This window comes from Streptomyces sp., assembly GCF_035644915.1.
Classification (GTDB): domain Bacteria; phylum Actinomycetota; class Actinomycetes; order Streptomycetales; family Streptomycetaceae; genus Streptomyces.
Map to the genome: position 1 here is coordinate 1 of NZ_DASQNP010000155.1, position 19,789 is coordinate 19,789.

Below are 19,789 nucleotides of genomic sequence, written 5' to 3' on the forward strand. Positions count from 1 at the left end.
AGCGGGCCGACGGGGCGCGTGCCGCGCGGCTGACGGGGATCCGCGATCCGCTCTCCGCGCTGCACGGTCTCGGCGGTCTGCTGAACGAGGCGTGGGGCGCGCTGGTGCCGGGCCGGTCGGCGGGCGGGACCGCCACCGCACCGGCGCCCGGGGCGGCCGGGGGCGCCAGGCCCACGCGCCGGGACGAGCCGACGAGCCCATGCCCTCCCCCGGCGGTCGTCCAGCAGGACGCGGCCCGGCAGGGCGGCCCGGTCGCGCACCCCGGCGGCCGTCCGCCCCGGGCACCACGGGCGCCGGGCCGCAGCCCCCGCAGGGCCCGTGCCGCGTGCTCGACCAGCGGACGGCCGCGGTGGGGGAGGAGCGCCGTGGGGCGCCCGCCCAGCCGCCGCCCGCCGCCCGCGGCGGGCAGCAGCCCGGCGGCACGGGGCGGTCGCCGGTCGTTTTCCGGGCCGGGAATCGCCATGCCGGTCCTCCGTCGGTTCCGCGGGGACGGTCCCCGCCGGTTCCATCCGCCGCTGCTCCGTCTATGTTTTTGCCCTTGGCATATGCCAGAGACGTGAGGTGGGGGAACACCGATTCGAGTGGCCTGAATTGTGCCCCGGGTTTCGCCCTCCGTGTGGCGCGATGTGCGGAGAGTGGCGTTTACTGTGCGGACCTCTTCCGGACGCCCGGCGTTGGGCCGGTGCCGGAAGCGGGGCCGACGCACGCGCAACGTACAGCGGACACCCGCGCCCGGCAGCGGCGGAACGGCGGGACGACAACGGCACACAGCATCCATGTGGGGGGAGCTGCGTTGCGAAGGGAAGCGGTAGAACAGCGCACGGTCGTGCACGGCCAGGAGGACCCGCGGGTCATCGAACTGCACCGGGCCGTCACCCGCCTGCGCCGCGAGCTGGCCGGTTACCGCGCGGACCTGGCGGACCGCGGGACGGCCGAGGAGGAGCTGGCCGCCGTGGACGCCATGATCCGCGCGGGCGGGCCCGACATCGCCCGGCTGCGCCACTCGCTGCTGCTGATCGCGGGAGCGATCGGTTCGGTGAGCGCGCTGGCGGGGGCGCTGGGAGCGGTGCGCAACGCCGTCGAGCTCTTCGGGCGGCCGTCGGGCTGAACGGCGGCGGGCGGTGCCGGGCGGCGGGCCCCGGCGCGGGCGGCACGGACCGTGCGGGAGGTCAGGCGGAGGCGGGCCGGGTGCCGGCCAGCGCGGCCGAGAGGTCACGGGCCGTCTCCTGCAGCAGCGGGACGAACCTGTCCCGGGCGGCGTCCGTCACCCGGCCCGCCGGGCCCGAGACCGAGATGGCGGCGGCCGTCGGCGCACCGGGCACCGGAACGGCGATGCAGCGCACCCCGACCTCCTGCTCGTTGTCGTCCACGGCGTACCCGCTCTCGCGCACCTGCTCCAGGGCCGCCAGGAAGACCTCCGGCGAGGTGATGGTCCTCTCGGTGACGGCGGGCATGCCGGTGCGGGCCAGCAGCGCCCGCACCTCCCCGTCCGGGAGGTGCGCCAGCAGCGCCTTGCCCACCCCCGTGGAGTGGGGCAGCACCCGGCGGCCGACCTCGGTGAACATCCGCACCGAGTGCCGGGAGGGCGCCTGCGCGACGTACACCACCTCGTCGCCGTCCAGCAGCGCCATGTTCGCGGTCTCGCCGGTCTCCTCGGCCAGCCGCGCCAGGTGCGGCCGCGCCCAGGCGCCCAGCAGCCGCGAGGCGCTCTCGCCGAGCCGGATGAGGCGGGGGCCGAGCGCGTAGCGGCGGTTGGCCTGCTGGCGTACGTAGCCGCAGGCCACCAGGGTGCGCACCAGCCGGTGGATGGTGGGCAGGGGCAGTCCGCTGCTGCCGGCCAGCTCGCTCAGCCCGACCTCGCCCCCGGCGTCGGCCATCCGCTCCAGCAGGTCGAAGGCGCGCTCCAGGGACTGGACGCCGCCGGTGCTCGGGGCGGCGGGCTGGTGCTCGGCGGACGGCGGCACGTCGCGATCCTTTCGGCTCGGGTCAGGCGCAGCCTACCGGCCCCTCCCGGCCCCCACACCGGCCGCGTGACGGCGTTCGGGCCGGTCAGGGGCCCCTCGGCGGGCGGCCGGCGAGGGCCGCCGGTGCAGCGCGGGCGAGGTGGGCGGTCCGGGACACCCGGCCCCGGACACCTGTCCGAAAGACCCCCTTCCGTCCCGCGGAAACCTGCCGGGCGCCCCACGGCGCCGTCCGCGCGCCACCGGGAGCGCCACCGGGCGGCGGAGGGCGGCCACCTGACCGGATAACGACGGCGGCCCGGACCCGCCGCCTGGCATGATCGGTGACGACCCGGTTACGCAGGGGAGGCGCGGATGAGCACACGCGAGCGCACGGTCACGGACGGGTCCACGGTCCCGGCCGGCACCGGCACCATCACCACCACCGGCACCGCCGACGCGGACGCACCGGTGGTCGACCTGGCGCGGATGGGCGGGGACTTCGCCCGCGACCCGTACCCGGTCTACGCCGAGCTGCGCAGGCGCGGCCCGGTGCACCGGGTGCGGACGCCCGAGGGCGCCGAGGTGTGGCTGGTCCTCGGACACGAGGAGGCGCGGGCCGTCCTCGCCGACCCCCGGCTGTCCAAGAGCTGGAAGAACGCCTCGCCCACCCTGGGGGTGGAGCCCCTGGCCACCGGGGTCAGCATGCTCAGCAGCGACCCGCCGGACCACACCCGGCTGCGCAAGCTCGTGGCCCGCGAGTTCACCGCGCGGCGCGTGGAGGGCCTGGAGCCGCGCGTGCGGGAGATCGCCGACGGCCTGCTGGACGAGATGCTGGCCCTCCCGGACCGGCGGGCGGACCTGGTGGACGCCTACGCCTTCCCGCTGCCCATCACGGTGATCTGCGAGCTGCTGGGCGTGCCGTTCCTGGACCGGGACGCCTTCCGCGCCTGGTCGGGCACCGTCGTCGGCAGCGCCCCCGCCCAGGAGAAGGCGGCGGCCAAGGCCGCCGTCACCGACTACCTCGCCGGCCTGCTGGAGGAGAAGCGGAAGCAGCCGGGCGAGGACCTGCTGAGCGCCCTGCTGCACACCGCCGACGAGGACGGCGACCGGCTCTCCGCCGACGAACTGCTCGGCATGGCCTGGCTGTTGCTCATCGCGGGCCACGAGACCACCGTCAACCTGATCGCCAACGGCACCCTCGCCCTGCTCACCCACCCCGACCAGCTCGCGCTGCTGCGCTCGGACCCCTCCCTCACCGGGGGCGCGGTCGAGGAGATGCTGCGCTACGACGGCCCCGTCGAGACGGCCACCTACCGCTTCACCACCGAGCCCGTCGAGATCGGCGGGACCGTCATCCCCGGCGGGGGCGAGGTGGTGCTGGCGGCCATGGCCGACGGCGACCGCGATCCGGACCGCTTCCCGGAGCCGGACCGCTTCGACATCCGCCGCGAGACACGGGGACACCTCGCCTTCGGCCACGGCATCCACTACTGCCTGGGCGCCCCGCTGGCCCGGCTGGAGGGCCGCGTCGCGATCCGGGCGCTGCTGGACCGCTGCCCGGACCTCGCCCTGGACGTCCACCCCGCGGCCGTCACCTGGCGGCAGGGCCTGCTCATCCGCGGTCCGCACCGCCTGCCGGTGCGGTTCTAACGCGATCCCGGGGACCGAGCCGGACGGGGACCGGGCCGGACGGGGAGCGGAGCCCCGCCGCGGGGCGGCCGTCCCCGCACCGTCCCTTAAATGTCCGGACAACCTGACCTCAGGACTTCCCGTCAATGGTCGTCGCGGCTAGGCTCCGCACCGTGGCGAAGAAGGATCCGGTGGACCTCCAGTTCAGCGTGGACCGCAGCAGCCCGGTCCCGCTGTACTTCCAGCTCTCCCAGCAGCTCGAAGCGGCCATCGAGCAGGGCAGGCTCTCCCCCGGAAGCCTGCTGGGCAACGAGATCGAGCTGGCCGGACGGCTCGGCCTGTCCCGGCCCACCGTCCGGCAGGCCATCCAGGCCCTGGTGGACAAGGGCCTGCTGGTCCGCCGCCGGGGCATCGGCACCCAGGTCGTGCACAGCCAGATCAAGCGCCCGCTGGAGCTGAGCAGCCTCTACGACGACCTGGAGGCCGCCGGGCAGCGCCCCGGCACCCGGGTCCTGCGGCTGGACACCGTGGAGGCGACCGCCGAGGTCGCCGCGGCCCTCGGCATCCCCGAGGGCACCGAGGTGCGCCTGGTGGAGCGGCTGCGGTCCACCCACGGCGAACCGATGGCCTACCTGCGCAACCACCTGCCGTCCGACCTGGTCGACCTCGACAGCGCCGGCCTGGAGAGCACCGGCCTGTACCGGCTGCTGCGGTCCGCCGGGGTCACCCTCCACAGCGCCCGGCAGGCGATCGGCGCCCGGTCGGCCACCGCCGAGGAGGCCGAGTTGCTGGGCGAGACGGAGGGCGCTCCGCTGCTGACCATGCACCGCACGGCCTTCGACGACACCGGGCGGGCCGTGGAGTACGGCTCCCACCTCTACCGCGCCTCCCGCTACGCCTTCGAGTTCCAGCTCCTCGTCCGCTCCTGACCGCCGCCCCCGGCGGCCCTCCGCGCTCCTCCCGCGGACCCCACCGGACCCCCGCGGAACCTCCTCCCGTGCCCCCGCTGTCCCCGCGCGCCGCGGTGACGGATACTTGGGCGGCGCCGGGCCGGGCCTCGTCCGTGCCCGGCGGCACGGATCGTCAGCCGGACAGGACGGGACAAGGCGGGACGGAAGGGGCGGAACTCGGTGGTCACGGCGCAGGGAGCCCGTACGGGGGTACGGGTCCGTACAGGGACGGCGGACGCGGGGAACGGGAACGGCTCCGCCACGGATCGGAGCGCACCCCGCCCTCCCGCCGGGACGGCGACCGCACGTAGGGCAGAATCAGGCCGATGAGTACGTACCGTGACCGGGCGCACCGTGGCTCCGCCAGAGCGACGGTGCTGCGGACCGTCGCCACCCGCGAGCGGCGCTCGCACCTGTCCGCGCCGCGCGTACCGACGGTGGGCATCGACATCGGCGGTACGAAGGTGATGGCGGGCGTCGTCGACGCCGACGGCAACATCCTGGAGAAGGTCCGCACCGAGACCCCCGACAAGTCCAAGAGTCCCAAGGTCGTCGAGGACACCATCGCCGAACTGGTCCTCGACCTCTCCGACCGCCACGACGTGCACGCCGTCGGCATCGGCGCGGCCGGCTGGGTGGACGCCGACCGCTCCCGGGTGCTGTTCGCCCCGCACCTGGCCTGGCGCGACGAGCCGCTGCGCGACGCGCTGACCGCCCGGCTGGCCGTCCCCGTCATGGTCGACAACGACGCCAACACCGCCGCCTGGGGCGAGTGGCGCTTCGGCGCGGGACGCGGCGAGGACCACCTCGTGATGATCACCCTCGGCACCGGCATCGGCGGCGCCATACTGGAGAACGGCCAGGTCAAGAGGGGGCGGTACGGCGTGGCCGGAGAGTTCGGCCACATGCAGGTCGTGCCCGGCGGCCACCGCTGCCCCTGCGGCAACCGCGGCTGCTGGGAGCAGTACAGCTCCGGCAACGCCCTGGTCCGCGAGGCCCGCGAGCTGGCGGCGGCCGAGTCCCCCGTCGCGTACGGGCTCATCGAGCGCGTCGGCGGCCGCATCCCCGACATCACCGGTCCGCTGATCACCGAGCTGGCCCGCGAGGGCGACGCGATGTGCACCGAGCTCCTCCACGAGATCGGCGAGTGGCTCGGGGTCGGCATCGCCAACCTGGCCGCCGCGCTGGATCCGTCCTGCTTCGTCGTCGGCGGCGGTGTCAGCGCCGCCGACGAACTCCTCATCGGTCCCGCCCGGGAGGCGTTCCGCCGCCACCTCACCGGCCGCGGCTACCGCCCCGAGGCCCGCATCGTCCGCGCCCAGCTCGGCCCGGAGGCCGGCATGGTCGGCGCCGCGGACCTCGCCCGGCTGGTCGCCCGCCGGTTCCGCCGCGCCAACCGCCGCCGCGTGGAGCGGTACGAGCGCGCCGGGGTCAGCCTGCTGCCGACGCGCGGGTGGGTGACCGGCCGGTGACCGTGACCGTCCTGCCGCAGCCGGACCGCCCGCCGCACCGCCCCAAGCACCGCTGGCTGGCCGCGATCGTGGTGGTGCTGCTGATTGCGGTCCCGGCCGGCTACCTGGTGCTGTCCGCCTTCCAGAGCCGCGAGAGCGGCCGGGACAAGCAGCGGGACGCCGCGGCCCCCGGCCTGGTGTGGCGGTGGCCGAGCAAGGTCGAGCGCCGCATCTACGAGGTGCCCGTGCCGCCCGGGGCGAGCTATGTGGCGCACTACGAGACCAACAGTTGGGAGCGCAGCTCCTTCTACGTCCAGTTCCGCACCTCGCGGGAGAGGCTGCACGCCTTCATGAGGGAGGTGGGCAGCCACCCCTCCGCGCTGCGCGAGGGCCGGGAGGGCGTCGGCGACCGGCAGGCGGACGTGGTGGGCTGGGACCTCGACGTCCCCGGCCACCGGTACGCGGGCGCCCGGGTGGAGCGCCCCGGCGAGCGACCCGACCTGGCGATCACCGTGGACGTCACCCGCGAGGAGCGGCTGCGGGTCTACGTCGTCTCCACGGCCGAGTTCTGACCCTCCGGCACCTCCCCGTGCCGCCGGCCGTGCCGCGCCGCCGCCCCCGCCGCCCGGCGCACCCGCCCGGCCGCGCCGCATCCGGCGGTCGGTAGCGTGGGGCGGCGTGAGCGAGACCAAGACCCTCCAGTACCGGATCGACGGACCGCCCGACGCCCCCCTGGTCGTGCTGGGGCCGGCACTCGGCACCACCTGGCACATGTGGGACCGCCAGGTGCCGGAGCTGAGCCGCCACTGGCGCGTCCTCCGCTTCGACCTGCCCGGCCACGGAGGCGCCCCCGCCCACCCCGCGGCCACCGTCGCCGACCTCGCCGCCCGGCTGCTGGCCACGATCGACTCCCTCGGCGTGGACCGCTTCGCCTATGCGGGCTGCTCCCTGGGCGGGGCCGTCGGCGCCCAGCTCGCGCTGGGAGCGCCCCGGAGGGTGGTCTCCCTCGCGCTGGTCTCCTCCGCGCCCCGCTACGGCACCCCCGACTCCTGGCGGCAGCGCGGGGTCGTCGTCCGCACCAACGGGCTGGACCCCATCGCCCGCTCCACCCCCGAGCGCTGGTTCACCCCCGCCTTCGCCGCCGCCCAGCCCGCCATCGTCGACTGGGCCGTCCAGATGGTCCGCACCACCGACCCCGGCTGCTACATAGCCGCCTGCGAGGCGCTGGTCTCCTTCGACCTGCGCCGGGAGCTGGGCCGGATCGGCGTGCCCACCCTGGTCGTCGCCGGGGCCGAGGACCAGGTCACCCCGCCCGCCGACGCCCGCGCCCTGGTCGCCGGAATCCCCGACGCCCGGCTCGCCCTCGTCCCCGACTCCCGCCACATGACCCCCGTGGAGCGGCCCGGCGAGGTCACCGAGCTGCTGGCGGGCCACTTCTCCGCCGCGCTGCCCGCCGGACGGCAGGACTCCCCGGCCGTCGCCCCCGCCCCGTACGCCCCGCCGCCCGCGAACGCCGTGACCACCGTGAGCCGGGCGGACACGACCGCGGACCCCGCACCCGCCGCCCCGGACCGGGACGCCCCGCCGCAGGGCGCCGTCGCCGCCCTGACGGCCGGCGAACCCCGCCCGACCGGCTCCTTCCCGTCGTACGACATCGGCATGGGCATCCGCCGCGACGTGCTCGGCGACGCCCACGTGGACCGGGTCATGGCGGAGACCGACGCCTTCACCGGCGACTTCCAGGACTTCCTCACCCGCTACGCCTGGGGCGAGGTGTGGGCCCGCACCGGCATCGACCGCCGCACCCGCTCGGTGATCACCCTCACCGCCCTCACCGCCCGCGGCCACCTGGACGAGCTGGCCTCCCACACCCGCGCCGCGCTGCGCAACGGGCTCACCCCGGACGAGATCAAGGAGGTGCTGCTGCACACGGCCGTCTACTGCGGGGTGCCCGCCGCGAACGCCGCCTTCGCCGTCGCCCGGCGCGTCATCCAGGAGGAGACCACGCCCCGGGACTAGGACCGGCCGCGCCGCGGGGACCGCCGCACCGGGGTTCAGCCGCGGGGCAGCAGGGTGCCCAGCGGGCCGAGGTCGAGGTTGAGGTCCTCGGGGTCGAGACCGAAGTGCTCGCGCAGCTCGGTCATCCGCTCCTCCAGGAGCATGAGCGTGACCCCGATCCGCTCCACCTGCTCGTCGCTGAGCGTCCCGCTGTCCACCCGGCGGACGGCCTGGCGTTCGATGAGCTGCCGCAGCAGTTCGACGATCGTGAGGACCAGGGCGGCGAGGTCGCGCCCGACGGTGTCGCGGTCGAGGTCGATGCGGTTGCCGGTCGTCACAGCGGCCCGCTGCCGGTCCAGGGGGCGGGCACCCGCTCGCTGACGGTGGAGAGCAGCGCGTGCAGGGAGAGCCGCACCAGCGGCACCTCCGCGATGGCGATCACCACGTCCCCGCTGATGACGACACCGGTGGCCAGGACCCTGTCCAGCAGGTCCACGAGCGGGACGCCGACCGGACCGAGCGCCTCCGCGGGGGCGTCGCCCCAGGGGGTCTCCGGCAGGGTGGTCATGCGGGGGCGCTCCCTTCGGCGAAGGAGTAGGGGACCCACGGCCCCGAGAGTTCCAGCTCCACGCCCGGGACCCGCCGGTACGGGGCCAGGGCCTCCCGCAGCCGCCGCTCCTGGCCGGCCGGGAGCAGATAGGCCGCGTTCAGCACCTGCCACCGGTGCCCCCCGGTCGCCTCCGGGCCGTGCGCGCGCAGCCGCCGGGCGGCGACGGCGACGGCGCGTGCGGCGGAGTCCACCCGCTCGGCCGTGCGCAGCGCCGCGTCGCGGAACCGGTCCTGCTCCTGCCGGCGGCTCCGGACCCGCTCCAGGTACGCCCGTCCCGCGCCGGGGCCGGGGGACGGGGTGGGGGCGGGGGCGGACGGCGTACGAGGCTGCGCCGGCCGGGCCCGCGGCGCGGCGGCGTAGACCTTCACGCCCCACTCGACACGGCCCGCGATCCGCTCCAGGGCGTCGAGGAACCGCTGCTCGTCGCCGACGAGGGCGGAGCGGGCGCGCTCGTCGTCGAGGTAGAGCGTGGCCAGGGGCAGGGGCACGGTGTCCGCGACGGCCGCCACGGCCGAGACCACCGCGTGGTGGGCCCGTGCGCAGCTCTCCAGCGTCCGCCGGTCGGCCAGCCGCTCCCGCAGGGCCTCCTGCGAGAAGCCGGCCGCCGGGACGTGCTGCACGACGGCGGTGAGACGCCCTGCGGAGAGCGTGCGCAGGGCGCCTCCTCCCGCGTGCCCGGACACGCCTTCGGGCGCCTTTGCACCGCGGGCGCGGCAGACCGCGAAGACGCAGGTGAGGGTGGTGGTGTCGAGGGGGACGGTGCCGGTCATGCGTCGGCCGCCTCCGGTTCCAGCTCGGCCAGCCGCCGGCGCAGCCGCTCGTTCTCGTCGGCGAGGGCGTTGTGCGCGGCGCGCGTGGACAGCGCGGGATCGGTCTCCCACCAGTCGATGCCGGCCTTCCGCGCGGTGTCGACCGAGGCCACGAACAGGCGCAGCCGGATGGTCAGGAGCTCGATGTCGAGGAGGTCGATCTTGATGTCGCCGGCGATGACGATGCCCTTGTCGAGGACGCGTTCGAGGATGTCGGCGAGACTGCTGGTGGACGGCCCGGTGGGCGGGTGGTCGTAGTACGGGGCCGGTTCCGTCACGGTGTTCGTCATCGGCCCCGCCGGTCCTCGTCCTCGTAGTCCTCTTCCTCCTCGTCGTAGTCCTCCGGTTCCTCGTCCTCGTACTCGTCCTCCTCCTCTTCCTCCTCGTCCCTCCCGCGGCGCGGCTCCTCCTCTTCCTCCTCCTCTTCCTCCCCTTCTTCCTCTTCCTCCCTGCCCTCGGCGGCTTTCCGCCGCTCCTGCTCGACGGCGTCCTCGTGGCTGAGGACCACCTCTCCGTTCCGGATCTCACCGCGCCAGCCCTCACCGAGTTCCTCCTTGTCGGTGAGCGTGACGTGGCGCTGGAAGTGCTTGAGGTCGAGCCTCAGCCGGCGTCCCTGGGCCCGCCACAGGTTGCCGGTCTTCTCGAAGAACCCGGACGGGTAGTACTCGACGACCACGACCACCCGGGTGAGGTTCGGCGCCAGCTCGTGGAAGCTGACGGCACCGTGCGTGGTCCCCTTGGGGCCCTCGGAGGTCCACACGATCCGCTGGTCGGGGATCTGCTCCTGGATCGTGGCCTTCCAACTGCGGTTGGAGAAGGCGACCTTCACCCTCCAGTCGGACTCGACCTCGTCGGACATGGAGACGCTCTGGACGCCCTTGGTGAAGGTGTTGAACTCCTCCAACTGGGTCCATGCGTCGTACACCGTGCGGATCGGGAGACCGATGTCGACCGACTCGACGATGTTGGTCACCTTGACGCTTCCGCCCCTCCCCCCTCCTCCGCCGCCGCCACCGCCGCCGAAGATGTTCTTGACGCCGCCCACGGCCTTGTCCTTGAGGCCCTTGACCTTCTCGCTGATGAAGGCCTTGGCGGGTGACTCGCCGCCGAGGACGCGCCGGCCGACCGCCAGCATGCCTCCGCCTCCGCCGCCGTCGCCGCTGCCGATCCGGTCGGTCAGGTGGCCGATGCGGCCACCGACGGAACCGATCAGGTGCTGGGCCTGGGCATGGAGGAAGTTGCCCAGTTCCTCCTTGAGCCGGTCGAGACCGGACTCGTCCTGCGTGGTGCCCTGGTTGTTGTCGACCATGGCTGCCTACCTCCGGTGGCCGGTGCGGGGGGACGGCTTCTTCGCTGCTTCCCGGTCGGAGGAGTCCCTCCGGTCGCCGGGCGGCTTCCGCTCCTCCCGGCGCGGACGGCGGCCGGACTCCTCCCCGGCTTCCTCGCGCCCGGACTCCTCGGGTTCCGGTTCCTTGTCCTCCGCTTCCTTGCCCTCCGCTTCCTTGCGCTCGGGCTCTTCGCGCTCTCCGCGCCCGGGTTCCTCGCGCTCGGGCTCTTCACCCTCTTCGCGCTCGGGCTCCTCGCGCTCCTGCGGTTCCTGCTTGCCCCCGCCGCCCCGGCGCCGCAATTCCTCGGTCCGCTGGCGGAGGGTGTCCGCGTAGGAACTCATCGCACGGTCCGCGGCCGCCCGGGCCGCCGCGCGCCCGGACTGCAGCAGTTCGTTACGCACCTGCTCGGTCAGTTCCCGGAACTGGGGGGTCTCGACGGCCCTCCTCAGCCCCTGGGCGATGAGGTCCTGGGGATTCAGGGGGAGTTTGCGGCCCGCGATGATCGAGGCGAGGAGGAGGGCGAGCTTGCCCTTCCTGGTCCTGCCCAGGAGGTACCCGCCTACGACGGCAGCCGCAAGGGTGGTCTTCTTGGGATCGTTCATTCGGTATGCCTTCGCGTCAGGTGTCCATGCCGTCCGAAGCGCTCACGCGGGGTGCGGGCGCCGTTCGAGCAGGTCCAGCAGCCGGTCTTCTTCTCGTTCGAACTCCTCGGTACTGATCTCGCCGGCTTCCAGGGCTTCGTAGAGCGCCGCGAGCCGGACCCGCAGCGCTGCGGGGTCGTGCAGTTCCCGCTCCGCCGCGTCGGCGACGCGGTCGGCCAGCCACACCACGCCCCGGACCGGCGCCAGGGGGAGGAGCAGGATCCCGGTCACGAGTCCCACGGTCGCCCCCTCTCACACCCCGGCCCGGACGGACCGGAGGGCGGACGCGGTGGCGGTGTCGACGAAGCTGTAGCAGGGGAGCGGCCCGGTCAGCCGCAGTACGGCGCGGCGGCGGTGCCGTACGGCCAGCTCCTCCGCGGCGGCGGTGAAGCGCTCCATCCGCGCGCGGGGGACCAGGAACGACGTGTTCAGCACACAGCCGGGCGTCCGCGAGCCGGGGGCCGTGCCGTCGGCCAGCGCGGACAGCTCGGCCGCCACCAGCCGCGCCGCCTCGCGGGCCCTGCGGTCCAGGCCCGCGGCCACGGCCTCGCCCAGGCGGACGTCGGCCTCGTACCCGGGGACCCGCAGCGCCGCCTGCCGGAGCCTGCGCACCCGTGCGTCCTGTCGGACCAGGTCCTCCAGCGCGTCCTCGGCGGGCATCGCCTTGAGGTTCATCTCGGCCCGGTCCGCCAGGCGCTCCAGCGCGGCCAGGTGGTCCTCCGGCGGCTCCAGCCGGCTCACCAGGGAGTCCTCGTCGGGGGCGACCATGCCGAAGCGCATCGGCAGCACCGGGCCGTGGGCCGCCAGGGCGAGCAGCAGGTCCTGGTGCGCCATCAGGTCGCGGCGGCGGGCCCGCAGCCCCTCGGGCGCGTCGCTGACGACGGCGGCCAGCCCGGAGACCGGCAGCGCGCGCACCGGGCGGGGCGGCAGCCCGACACCGGGGCGGCCGTCCACCCCCGGGTGGCCGGAGCGGACGATGCCGTAGACGTAGACACCGTGTGCGGTCACGGCTCACCCCGTTCCGGCCGGGTGCCCCGCGGGGGTGCGGAAGCGCGCTTGCGCGGGCGGGCCTCCCTCGGCGGACGCCTCTCCGGCCGCTCCGCCTCGCCCTCCGGCTCCTCGTGCTCCTCGGCCTCCTCTTCCTCCCCGCCGCCGGTGACGGCCCTGCGCACCGCGCCGCCCAGGGTCTTCGCGGTCTTCTTGGCGACCGACCTGCCGCCGGCGCCCGCCGCGCCGCCGGCGCCGCCGAACAGCTCGGGGACGGTCCTGCTCCGGTCGGCCTCCAGGTCCAGGCGGTTGCACGCCTCGGCGAAACGGAGGTAGGTGTCCACGCTCGCCACCACGATCCGGGCGTCGATCTTGAGGATCTCGATGCCGACGAGTGAGACTCTCAGGAAGACGTCGATCACCATTCCGCGGTCGAGGATGAGGTCGAGGACGTCGTAGAGGTTTCCCGCGCGGGGGACGCAGACGATGTCGTCGCTGTAGGTCGTCGTGGTGGTGGGCATGGTGGAAGTCCTCTCCGGAGGCGGGCCACCGCCGCGTGCGTCAGTCGTCGGTGGCGCCGCGCCGGTAACGGCGGACCCTGCGGTACTGGAGGAGTTCGCCGTGCTGGTCGATCTCCACCTCGTAGGTGGCCAGCAGGCTGGTGGTGTCGGGGATGCGGGGCACCTCCAGGACGTCGACGCACACGTGCCAGCCGTCCTCGGCACGGCAGACGGCCGACACGCCCTCCAGGTCGTGGCCGATCAGACCGGCGAGCCGCGCACAGGCCTGTTCCGCCGCCTCCTCCGGGCCGCGCACCCGCGCCCCGGTGTCGGTCTCTGTCCGCGTGCGCCGTTCTCGATCCGCCATGGACAGCAGTATTTGCACAGGCGAGGAGCGGGCGCGCTCTGCGTTACGCCAGTGGAGCCCCACCCGATCGGCGGGCTTCACTCCGGTGACGTACCGGCCGCGGTGCCGGTCCGGGGCGGCGGGAACCCGTTCCGCGGGCGGGTCCCCGCCGCCCGCCGCCCGTCACCCCGGGGAGCACAATGACCCCATGGAGCTCACGAAGAAGGGCCACTCCTGTGTCGCCCTGCACCGCGACGGACGCACCCTCGTCATCGACCCGGGCGGCTTCAGCGAGGAGGACGCCGCGGTCGGCGCGGACGCGATCCTGGTCACCCACGAGCACCCCGACCACTTCGACGAGGGGAGGCTGCGCGCCGCCCTGGAGGCCAATCCGGCCACCCGGGTCTGGACCCTGCGCAGCGTCGCCGAGCGGCTCTCGGCCGCCTTCCCCGGACGCGTCCACACCGTCGGCGACGGCGACACCTTCACCGCCGCGGGCTTCGAGGTGGAGGTGCACGGCGAACTGCACGCCGTCATCCACCCGGACATCCCGCGCATCACCAACGTCGGGTACGCCGTCGCCACCGGCGACGGCGTGGTGTTCCACCCCGGTGACGCGCTGACCGTGCCGAACCGCCCGGTGGACACCCTGCTGCTGCCGGTGCAGGCCCCCTGGAGCAAGGTCTCCGAGGTCATCGACTACCTCCGCGAGGTGCGCCCGAGGGTGGCGTACGACATCCACGACGGGCTGCTGTCGGAGTTCGCCCCGCCCGTCTACGGGCGGATGCTCGGCCCGGACGGCCCCGGCGTCGGCGGCGCGGAGCACGTGCGGCTGGTGCCCGGCCAGAGCGTCGCGCTCTGACCGGCCCCGGGAGCCGCCGGACCGCGGGCCGCCCGGCACCGGCCGTGCCCCGCGGTGTCGGTGCCGGGCGGTAGATTCGCTGCCATGCGCATCGCCACCTGGAACGTCAACTCGATCACCTCCCGGCTGCCGCGGCTGCTGGCCTGGCTGGAGAACACCGGCACGGACGTGGTGTGCCTGCAGGAGCTGAAGTGCACGGCGGAGGCGTTCCCGGCCGGGCCGCTGCGCGAGCTCGGCTACGAGGCCGCGGTCAACGCCACCGGCCGCTGGAACGGCGTGGCGATCGTCTCCCGGGTCGGCCTGGAGGAGCCGGTGATCGGCCTGCCCGGCGGGCCGGGGTACGAGGGGGTCCAGGAGCCCCGCGCGGTGGGCGCGACCTGCGGCGGGGTGCGCCTGTGGTCGGTGTACGTGCCCAACGGGCGCGAGGTGGGCCACCCGCACTTCGCCTACAAGCTCCAGTGGTTCGCCGCCCTGCGGGACCTGGCCGAACGGGAGGCGGGGGAGCGGCCCTTCGCCATCCTCGGCGACTACAACGTCGCCCCGACGGACGAGGACGTGTTCGACCCGGCCGTCTTCGAGGGCGCCACCCACGTCACCCCCGCCGAGCGCCAGGCGCTGGCCGAGCTGCGGGCGGTGGGCCTGGCCGACGTCGTGCCGCGTCCGCTGAAGTACGACCGCCCCTACACCTACTGGGACTACCGGCAACTGAGCTTCCCCAAGAACAAGGGCATGCGCATCGACCTGGTCTACGGCAACCCGGCCTTCGAGGCGGCGGTGAAGGACGCGTACGTCGACCGCGAGGAGCGCAAGGGCAAGGGTGCGTCGGACCACGCCCCGGTCGTGGTCGACCTCCAGGTGTGACGGGTGCGGGAGGCGTGACGCCCGGGGCGGCGGACCGCGCCGTCCTCCGCGTGCCTGTGGTGCTCATCACGTCCGCGGTGTCACCCTGAGGCGTATGAACATCCCCTTCCTGGACAACTGGCGCAAGCGGTACGGCGCGTCCCGCGGCGTGGCGGTGATGGAGGACGCCTCCCACGACGCCGAGGGCGTGGCGCAGTTGCTCTCCGAGTGCGAACTGCTGCGCCGGCAGGCCGGAGCGGCGGGCGTCGAACTGGACGACACGGCGGAGTCCCTGTCGGCCCTCGACCAGCTCCTGCCGCTCTGGCGCGACGACTCCGAGGTGCTGCCCTGGCTGGGCAACGACGCCGGCCTGTACCTGGGCACGGTGATCGTCCGCACGGTGCCGGGGGCCCGCTGGCAGGTGTGGCCGAGCGGCCGGCCGGTGGTGCGGCTCGCCTCCGGACGGGAGATCGACGTGGTGGAGGCGGGGCACGACTGGGCGTTCAGCGGCACTCCGGAGCTGTCGCAGATGTACGCGGAGGCGTCCGAGGCGTAGGCCGGGGATGCAGGCCCGAGGCGCAGCGGCCCGGGGCACGGCGGTCCGTGCCGGGCGGTCGGCGGCGAGCAAGGGGAGTACCGGGAAGGGGCGTCAGCCGGGGAAGGCGATGTGGTACTCCAGCCGCCAGCGGTCCGCGCGGACCACGATGTCGGAGGTCTCCACCGCCCGGCCGTCCGCCGCGTGGTGCGTGCGCTCGATGACCGTCACGCACTGCCCCGGTGAGCAGCCCAGGGCCTCCGCCTCCAGGGTGGTGGCCGGGCGCGAGCCGACCAGTTCGGTGGCCCGCACCACCCGCACGCCGATGGCCGCGAACCGCTCGCGCACCCCGCGCCGGGCGTACGGGCCGCGCTCGGGGAAGACCACCTCGGTGCCCTCGGTGAGCGCCAGCGGCTCCCAGCTCGTGGCGAGCTGGAGGGGCCGCCGGTCGGCGAGGTACTCGTACTGCGTGCACATCACGCGGTCGCCCGCGGCGATCCCCAGGCGCTCGGCGATCCGCGGCGGGGCGTCCGCGGTGGTGGACGTGGCCTCCCACAGCAGCGGGGTGGGGGCCCCGCCGGTGTTGATCCGGGCGGCGAACGGGGAGTCCACCTCCTCCGCGGTGCGCAGCAGGCTCCCGGCGGGACGGCGGTCGGTGACGAACACCCCGCGCCCGAACTGCCCCTCGGCGTAGCCCGCGGCCTTGAGCACGCGCACCGCCCGGTCCACGGTCTGGTCGCTGGCGGCGTAGGTGCGTTTCAGCTCGGAGCGCGAGGGGATCCGGGCGCCCACGGCCAGCACCCCCTCGTCGATCTGCTGCCGCAGGTCGTCGGCGATCCGCTGGTAGACCGGTCTGCTGTCGCCCATGCGGGACTCCTCTCCGTGCTGCCGCCTGCACCGGTACGGGGAGTGATCTTCGTACCTAGGTCAACAGGGTAGAAGGACGACTACCCCCGGAAGAGGCGCCGTCGGCAACATCATCGGTACATCGGTGTGCCGGTGGGGGAAAGTCCCGGAGCGCGGCGGGAGTCACCGGCGCGGCCCCCACCGGCCCTTCCGCGCCCTCGTCGCCGGCCTCTCCGCCGGTTTCTCGCCGGTTTTCTCCGGTACCTCCCTCAACTCATCGCCCGGTGCTGGCGCCGGCCGCCGGGCGCGGGTGCGGGTGAGGGCGGCGGGCTGGTGGCGGCCTGGGTGACGTCCGCGACCAGTTCGACGACGTCCGGGCCGTACGCCTGGGAGTTGACCACCTTCAGCAGCAGGCAGAAGTCGCCGTTCAGGCCGTACTTGCGGGCCAGTCGGGCGTGGTGGCGGGCGAGGTGGCGGATGGCGGCCTGGTTGGTGACGGCCCGCTGGCCGCAGGAGAGGAAGACCGGACGGGAGCCCTCGCCCGCGGTGAGCCGGGCGAGCAGGACGTACTCCACCGACCCCCGCTCCATCCGGTAGTGCTCGCCGCCGATGGTGAACGCCCCCCGGTCCGGGCCCGGTTCGGCGCCGGTGTCCACCCGGACCCCCGGCAGCAGCGAATGGAGGTGGGCGGCCGTGCGGGAGTTCGAGGCCGGGCCGCCGATGCAGAACTCGGTGTGCTCGCCGAAGCCCTGGCGGACGGTGTCGTGGGACATCACCTGCGCGTGCGCGCCGCACTCCTTGATCAGCGCGGACAACTCCAGCAGCGCGAAGACGTCGTCGCGGGCCACGGCGCCCTCGCCCGTGGCGGCCTTGCGGCCGACCACCAGCAGGCACTCGGAGTGGTCCGGCAGTCCGAAGAAGCGCTGCCTGCGGCGGAGTCCGCGGCGCCACAGGCAGGTGCGGCCGAACCAGCCGAGCGACGTGGTGACGCCGGCCGCGAGCACGCCCAGCACGATCTCGCGCAGGTTGTCGTTCATGGGGCGGAAGCGTAGCGGCGCCGGCGCACCTTTGTTCGGGACCTGACAGACCGGTTCCGGCCTTCCGGGCGGCCCGGACGCGCCCGGCGGCCCGGGGAGCCGGCCGGTGCCGCGGCGGCCGGGTTGCCGCGGCGCGGGAGCGGACCTACCGTCGCACTCGGGGACCATCCGGACGCTGCCCGGAGGAGATGGGCGCATGAGCCGCACGGTCGTCCGCGGCGGACTCGTCGTCACCGCCGCCGAGGAGCTGTACGCCGACGTCCTGATCGAAGGACCGCGGATCGCCGCCCTGGCCGCGCACGGCAGCGCCTGCGCCGAGGACTGGACGGCGGACCGCGTCATCGACGCCACCGGCCGGTACGTCATCCCGGGCGGGGTCGACGTCCACACCCACCTGGACTTCCCCTTCGACGGGACCTTCTCCGCCGACACCTTCGCCACCGGCACCCGCGCCGCGGCCTGGGGCGGCACCACGACCGTCGTCGACTTCGCCGTCCAGAGCCGCGGCCACACCCTGCGCGAGGGCCTGGACCTGTGGTACGCCAAGGCCGACGGGCAGTGCGCCGTCGACTACGCCTTCCACATGATCCTCTCCGACGTCAACGACGCGACGCTGAAGGAGATGGACCTCCTGGTGGAGGAGGGCATCACCTCCTTCCGGCTGTACATGACGTATCCGGGGACCTACCACAGCGACGACGGGCAGATCCTGCGCGCCCTGCGGCGGGCTGCGGACAACGGCGCCCTGGTCATGGTGCACGCGGAGAACGGCGTCGCCATCGACGTCCTGACCGGGCAGGCCCTCGCCGAGGGCCGTACCGGGCCGCGCCACCACGGCGAGGTCCGCGACCCCCTGCTGGAGGCCGAGGCCACCCACCGCGCGATCCAGCTCGCCCGGGTCGCCGGGGCGCCGCTGTACGTGGTGCACGTCTCGGCGCGGGAGGCCGCGGAGGAGCTGGCGGCGGCCCGCGACCGGGACCTGCCGGTCTTCGGCGAGACCTGCCCGCAGTACCTCTTCCTGTCCGCCGAGAAGCTCGCCGTGCCGGGCTTCGAGGGCGCCAAGTACGTCTGCACCGCCCCGCTGCGCCCCCCGGAGCACCAGGCCGCCCTGTGGCGGGCGCTGCACACCGGCGACCTCCAGGTGGTCTCCACCGACCACTGCCCGTTCAACTTCGCCGGGCAGAAGGAGCAGGGCCGCGGCGACTTCTCGAAGATCCCCGGCGGCCTGCCGGGCATCGAGCACCGGATGGACCTGCTCCACCAGGCCGTGGTCGCCGGCCGCCTCTCCCGCCGCCGCTGGATCGAGCTGGCCTGCGCCGCCCCGGCGCGGATGTTCGGCCTGGCCGGGCGGAAGGGTTCCCTCGCCCCCGGCGCGGACGCCGACGTGGTCGTCTACGACCCGGCCGCCGAGCACACCCTCTCGGCCGCCACCCACCACATGAACGTCGACTACTCCGCCTACGAGGGCATGCGGGTCACCGGCCGGGCCGAGACCGTCCTGGTGCGCGGCGAGCCGGTCCTCGACCGCGGCGCGTACGTCGGGCGGGCCGGGTACGGCCACTTCCTGCCGCGCGGCACCTGCGGCCGGCCGTGACCGTGCCCGTGACCGGCGCCGGCGTCCCGGCGGGGCCGGGGCGTCAGCCCGCCGCCAGCTCCCGGAGCAGCGCCGGCAGCGCCTGCCCGATGGGCTCGCGGACCACCCTCTCGGCGAGGGCGTCGTACGGCGTGGGCTCGGCGTTGACGATCACCAGCCGCGCGCCGTGCCCGGCCGCGATCCCGGCGAGCGAGGCGGCGGGCTGGACCTGGAGGCTGGTGCCGACCGCGACGAAGACCTCGCACGCCCTGGCGATGGCCACCGCCTCGCCGAGCACCCGCGGGTCCAGCGGCTCGCCGAACATCACGGTGGCCGACTTCAGGACGCCGCCGCACTCCTCGCACGCCGGGTCCGGGTCGCCGGCCGCCACCCGCCGCAGCGCCTCCGCCATCTCCGAGCGCGCCGAACACGCCGTGCACACCACGGCCCGCGCGGTGCCGTGCAGCTCCAGCACCTTGCGCTCGGGCATCCCGGCCATCTGGTGCAGCCCGTCCACGTTCTGCGTGATCACCCGCACCGGCACCCCGGACCGCTCCAGCCGCGCCACCGCCTCGTGCGCGGCGTTGGGCCGGGCCCGCAGCGCCGGGCCGTTCAGCCGCATCTGCCAGGAGCGGCGGCGGACCTGCGGATCGGACATGTAGTACGCGTAGGTGACGAGCTTCTCGGCCTCGGGGTCCTTGCGCCACACCCCGTTCGGCCCCCGGTAGTCGGGGATTCCGGAGTCGGTGGAGATCCCCGCGCCGCTGAGGATCGCCACCAGCGGCCTCCGGCCGTCCGCGGTGCCCGCGCCGTCCGTCCCGCCCGTCCCGTCCGTGCTCATGTGCCCGAGCCTACGCAGCCGGACCGTCCGGCCCCGACCGGTTTCCGCGCGGCGGTGGCACAC

At 74.8% G+C, this 19,789-nt stretch carries 25 protein-coding genes; 11 read left to right on the plus strand and 14 right to left on the minus strand.

The features are described 5' to 3' along the window. Positions 1-38: 38 nt before the first annotated feature. Positions 39-560 (plus strand): hypothetical protein, encoded by a 522-nt coding sequence (locus VE546_RS27990; RefSeq protein ID WP_414720514.1) that lies wholly within the window; start codon positions 39-41, stop codon positions 558-560. 233 nt (positions 561-793) lie between these two features. Next, positions 794-1,108 carry a DUF5955 family protein gene (locus VE546_RS17435; RefSeq protein WP_324923299.1) on the plus strand — a complete coding sequence of 105 codons (315 nt, stop codon included), beginning with the start codon at positions 794-796 and terminating at the stop codon, positions 1,106-1,108. A gap of 61 nt (positions 1,109-1,169) precedes the next feature. Here the strand turns inward: VE546_RS17435 and VE546_RS17440 are convergent, their stop codons facing one another. Beyond that, the gene (locus tag VE546_RS17440) at positions 1,170-1,964 is read right to left on the minus strand and encodes an IclR family transcriptional regulator (RefSeq protein WP_324923301.1); all 795 of its coding nucleotides are present in this window, start codon (positions 1,962-1,964) and stop codon (positions 1,170-1,172) included. Positions 1,965-2,429: 465 nt separating this feature from the next. Between VE546_RS17440 and VE546_RS17445 the strand changes: the two genes are divergently transcribed. The 5 genes from VE546_RS17445 to pcaC all read left to right on the plus strand — a co-directional run bounded on the left by VE546_RS17445 (position 2,430) and on the right by pcaC (position 7,992). Further along, entirely contained in the window at positions 2,430-3,593 is a 1,164-nt protein-coding gene (locus VE546_RS17445) for a cytochrome P450 (RefSeq protein ID WP_324923417.1), read from the plus strand. A gap of 188 nt (positions 3,594-3,781) precedes the next feature. Continuing rightward, positions 3,782-4,501 carry a GntR family transcriptional regulator gene (locus VE546_RS17450; RefSeq protein ID WP_324923419.1) on the plus strand — a complete coding sequence of 240 codons (720 nt, stop codon included), beginning with the start codon at positions 3,782-3,784 and terminating at the stop codon, positions 4,499-4,501. 347 nt (positions 4,502-4,848) lie between these two features. Then, positions 4,849-5,994, plus strand: a complete 1,146-nt coding sequence (locus VE546_RS17455) for an ROK family glucokinase (RefSeq protein WP_324923303.1) — start codon at positions 4,849-4,851, stop codon at positions 5,992-5,994. Continuing rightward, positions 5,991-6,545 (plus strand): hypothetical protein, encoded by a 555-nt coding sequence (locus VE546_RS17460; RefSeq protein WP_324923305.1) that lies wholly within the window; start codon positions 5,991-5,993, stop codon positions 6,543-6,545. The genes VE546_RS17455 and VE546_RS17460 overlap by 4 nt, the downstream gene beginning before the upstream one ends. 106 nt (positions 6,546-6,651) lie before the next feature. Next, on the plus strand, positions 6,652-7,992 hold the full coding sequence (gene pcaC / locus VE546_RS17465; RefSeq protein WP_324923307.1) for a 4-carboxymuconolactone decarboxylase: 1,341 nt from the start codon (positions 6,652-6,654) through the stop codon (positions 7,990-7,992). Positions 7,993-8,027: 35 nt separating this feature from the next. On the opposite strand, the gene VE546_RS17470 is transcribed toward pcaC, so the two are convergent. Genes VE546_RS17470 through VE546_RS17515 form a run of 10 tightly spaced genes read right to left on the minus strand, consistent with a single transcriptional unit; the run spans position 8,028 to position 13,213 of the window. Then, on the minus strand, positions 8,028-8,309 hold the full coding sequence (locus tag VE546_RS17470; protein ID WP_324923309.1) for a gas vesicle protein K: 282 nt from the start codon (positions 8,307-8,309) through the stop codon (positions 8,028-8,030). Next, entirely contained in the window at positions 8,306-8,539 is a 234-nt protein-coding gene (locus tag VE546_RS17475; protein ID WP_324923310.1) for a gas vesicle protein, read from the minus strand. Before VE546_RS17475 ends, VE546_RS17470 begins: the two co-directional genes overlap by 4 nt. Continuing rightward, a complete protein-coding gene (locus VE546_RS17480; RefSeq protein ID WP_324923312.1) occupies positions 8,536-9,351 on the minus strand; it encodes a GvpL/GvpF family gas vesicle protein in 816 nt (271 codons plus the stop codon). Before VE546_RS17480 ends, VE546_RS17475 begins: the two co-directional genes overlap by 4 nt. Further along, positions 9,348-9,680: a gas vesicle protein gene (locus tag VE546_RS17485; protein ID WP_324923314.1), complete on the minus strand. Its 333-nt coding sequence runs from the start codon at positions 9,678-9,680 to the stop codon at positions 9,348-9,350. Before VE546_RS17485 ends, VE546_RS17480 begins: the two co-directional genes overlap by 4 nt. Beyond that, complete coding sequence (locus VE546_RS17490; protein ID WP_324923316.1) at positions 9,677-10,699, minus strand: SRPBCC family protein; 1,023 nt, start codon at positions 10,697-10,699, stop codon at positions 9,677-9,679. Before VE546_RS17490 ends, VE546_RS17485 begins: the two co-directional genes overlap by 4 nt. 6 nt (positions 10,700-10,705) lie before the next feature. Next, a complete protein-coding gene (locus tag VE546_RS17495; protein ID WP_324923317.1) occupies positions 10,706-11,320 on the minus strand; it encodes a hypothetical protein in 615 nt (204 codons plus the stop codon). A 42-nt stretch (positions 11,321-11,362) separates the two neighbouring features. Further along, positions 11,363-11,599 (minus strand): gas vesicle protein GvpG, encoded by a 237-nt coding sequence (locus tag VE546_RS17500; protein ID WP_324923319.1) that lies wholly within the window; start codon positions 11,597-11,599, stop codon positions 11,363-11,365. 12 nt (positions 11,600-11,611) lie between these two features. After that, positions 11,612-12,367 carry a GvpL/GvpF family gas vesicle protein gene (locus VE546_RS17505; RefSeq protein WP_324923321.1) on the minus strand — a complete coding sequence of 252 codons (756 nt, stop codon included), beginning with the start codon at positions 12,365-12,367 and terminating at the stop codon, positions 11,612-11,614. Continuing rightward, entirely contained in the window at positions 12,364-12,867 is a 504-nt protein-coding gene (gene gvpJ, locus VE546_RS17510; RefSeq protein ID WP_324923323.1) for a gas vesicle protein GvpJ, read from the minus strand. Before gvpJ ends, VE546_RS17505 begins: the two co-directional genes overlap by 4 nt. A gap of 40 nt (positions 12,868-12,907) precedes the next feature. After that, positions 12,908-13,213, minus strand: coding sequence for a gas vesicle protein (locus VE546_RS17515; protein ID WP_324923325.1), 306 nt, complete (start codon positions 13,211-13,213; stop codon positions 12,908-12,910). Positions 13,214-13,400: 187 nt separating this feature from the next. On the opposite strand from VE546_RS17515, the gene VE546_RS17520 reads away from it, so the two are divergent. The 3 genes from VE546_RS17520 (at position 13,401) to VE546_RS17530 (ending at position 15,450) form a co-directional block, all read left to right on the plus strand. Beyond that, the gene (locus VE546_RS17520) at positions 13,401-14,054 is read left to right on the plus strand and encodes an MBL fold metallo-hydrolase (RefSeq protein WP_324923327.1); all 654 of its coding nucleotides are present in this window, start codon (positions 13,401-13,403) and stop codon (positions 14,052-14,054) included. Positions 14,055-14,138: 84 nt separating this feature from the next. Then, the gene (locus VE546_RS17525) at positions 14,139-14,915 is read left to right on the plus strand and encodes an exodeoxyribonuclease III (RefSeq protein ID WP_324923329.1); all 777 of its coding nucleotides are present in this window, start codon (positions 14,139-14,141) and stop codon (positions 14,913-14,915) included. A 94-nt stretch (positions 14,916-15,009) separates the two neighbouring features. Next, on the plus strand, positions 15,010-15,450 hold the full coding sequence (locus VE546_RS17530; RefSeq protein WP_324923331.1) for a DUF6278 family protein: 441 nt from the start codon (positions 15,010-15,012) through the stop codon (positions 15,448-15,450). Positions 15,451-15,543: 93 nt separating this feature from the next. Here VE546_RS17530 and VE546_RS17535 read toward each other — a convergent pair whose 3' ends face one another. Both VE546_RS17535 and VE546_RS17540 read right to left on the minus strand, forming a co-directional pair. After that, a complete protein-coding gene (locus VE546_RS17535) occupies positions 15,544-16,296 on the minus strand; it encodes a GntR family transcriptional regulator (protein WP_324923333.1) in 753 nt (250 codons plus the stop codon). Positions 16,297-16,544: 248 nt separating this feature from the next. Continuing rightward, a complete protein-coding gene (locus VE546_RS17540) occupies positions 16,545-17,312 on the minus strand; it encodes a hypothetical protein (protein ID WP_324923335.1) in 768 nt (255 codons plus the stop codon). Positions 17,313-17,508: 196 nt separating this feature from the next. On the opposite strand from VE546_RS17540, the gene hydA reads away from it, so the two are divergent. Further along, positions 17,509-18,906 carry a dihydropyrimidinase gene (hydA, locus tag VE546_RS17545; protein ID WP_324923336.1) on the plus strand — a complete coding sequence of 466 codons (1,398 nt, stop codon included), beginning with the start codon at positions 17,509-17,511 and terminating at the stop codon, positions 18,904-18,906. A gap of 43 nt (positions 18,907-18,949) precedes the next feature. Here hydA and VE546_RS17550 read toward each other — a convergent pair whose 3' ends face one another. After that, entirely contained in the window at positions 18,950-19,726 is a 777-nt protein-coding gene (locus VE546_RS17550; RefSeq protein WP_324923338.1) for an SIR2 family NAD-dependent protein deacylase, read from the minus strand. Positions 19,727-19,789: the final 63 nt, after the last annotated feature.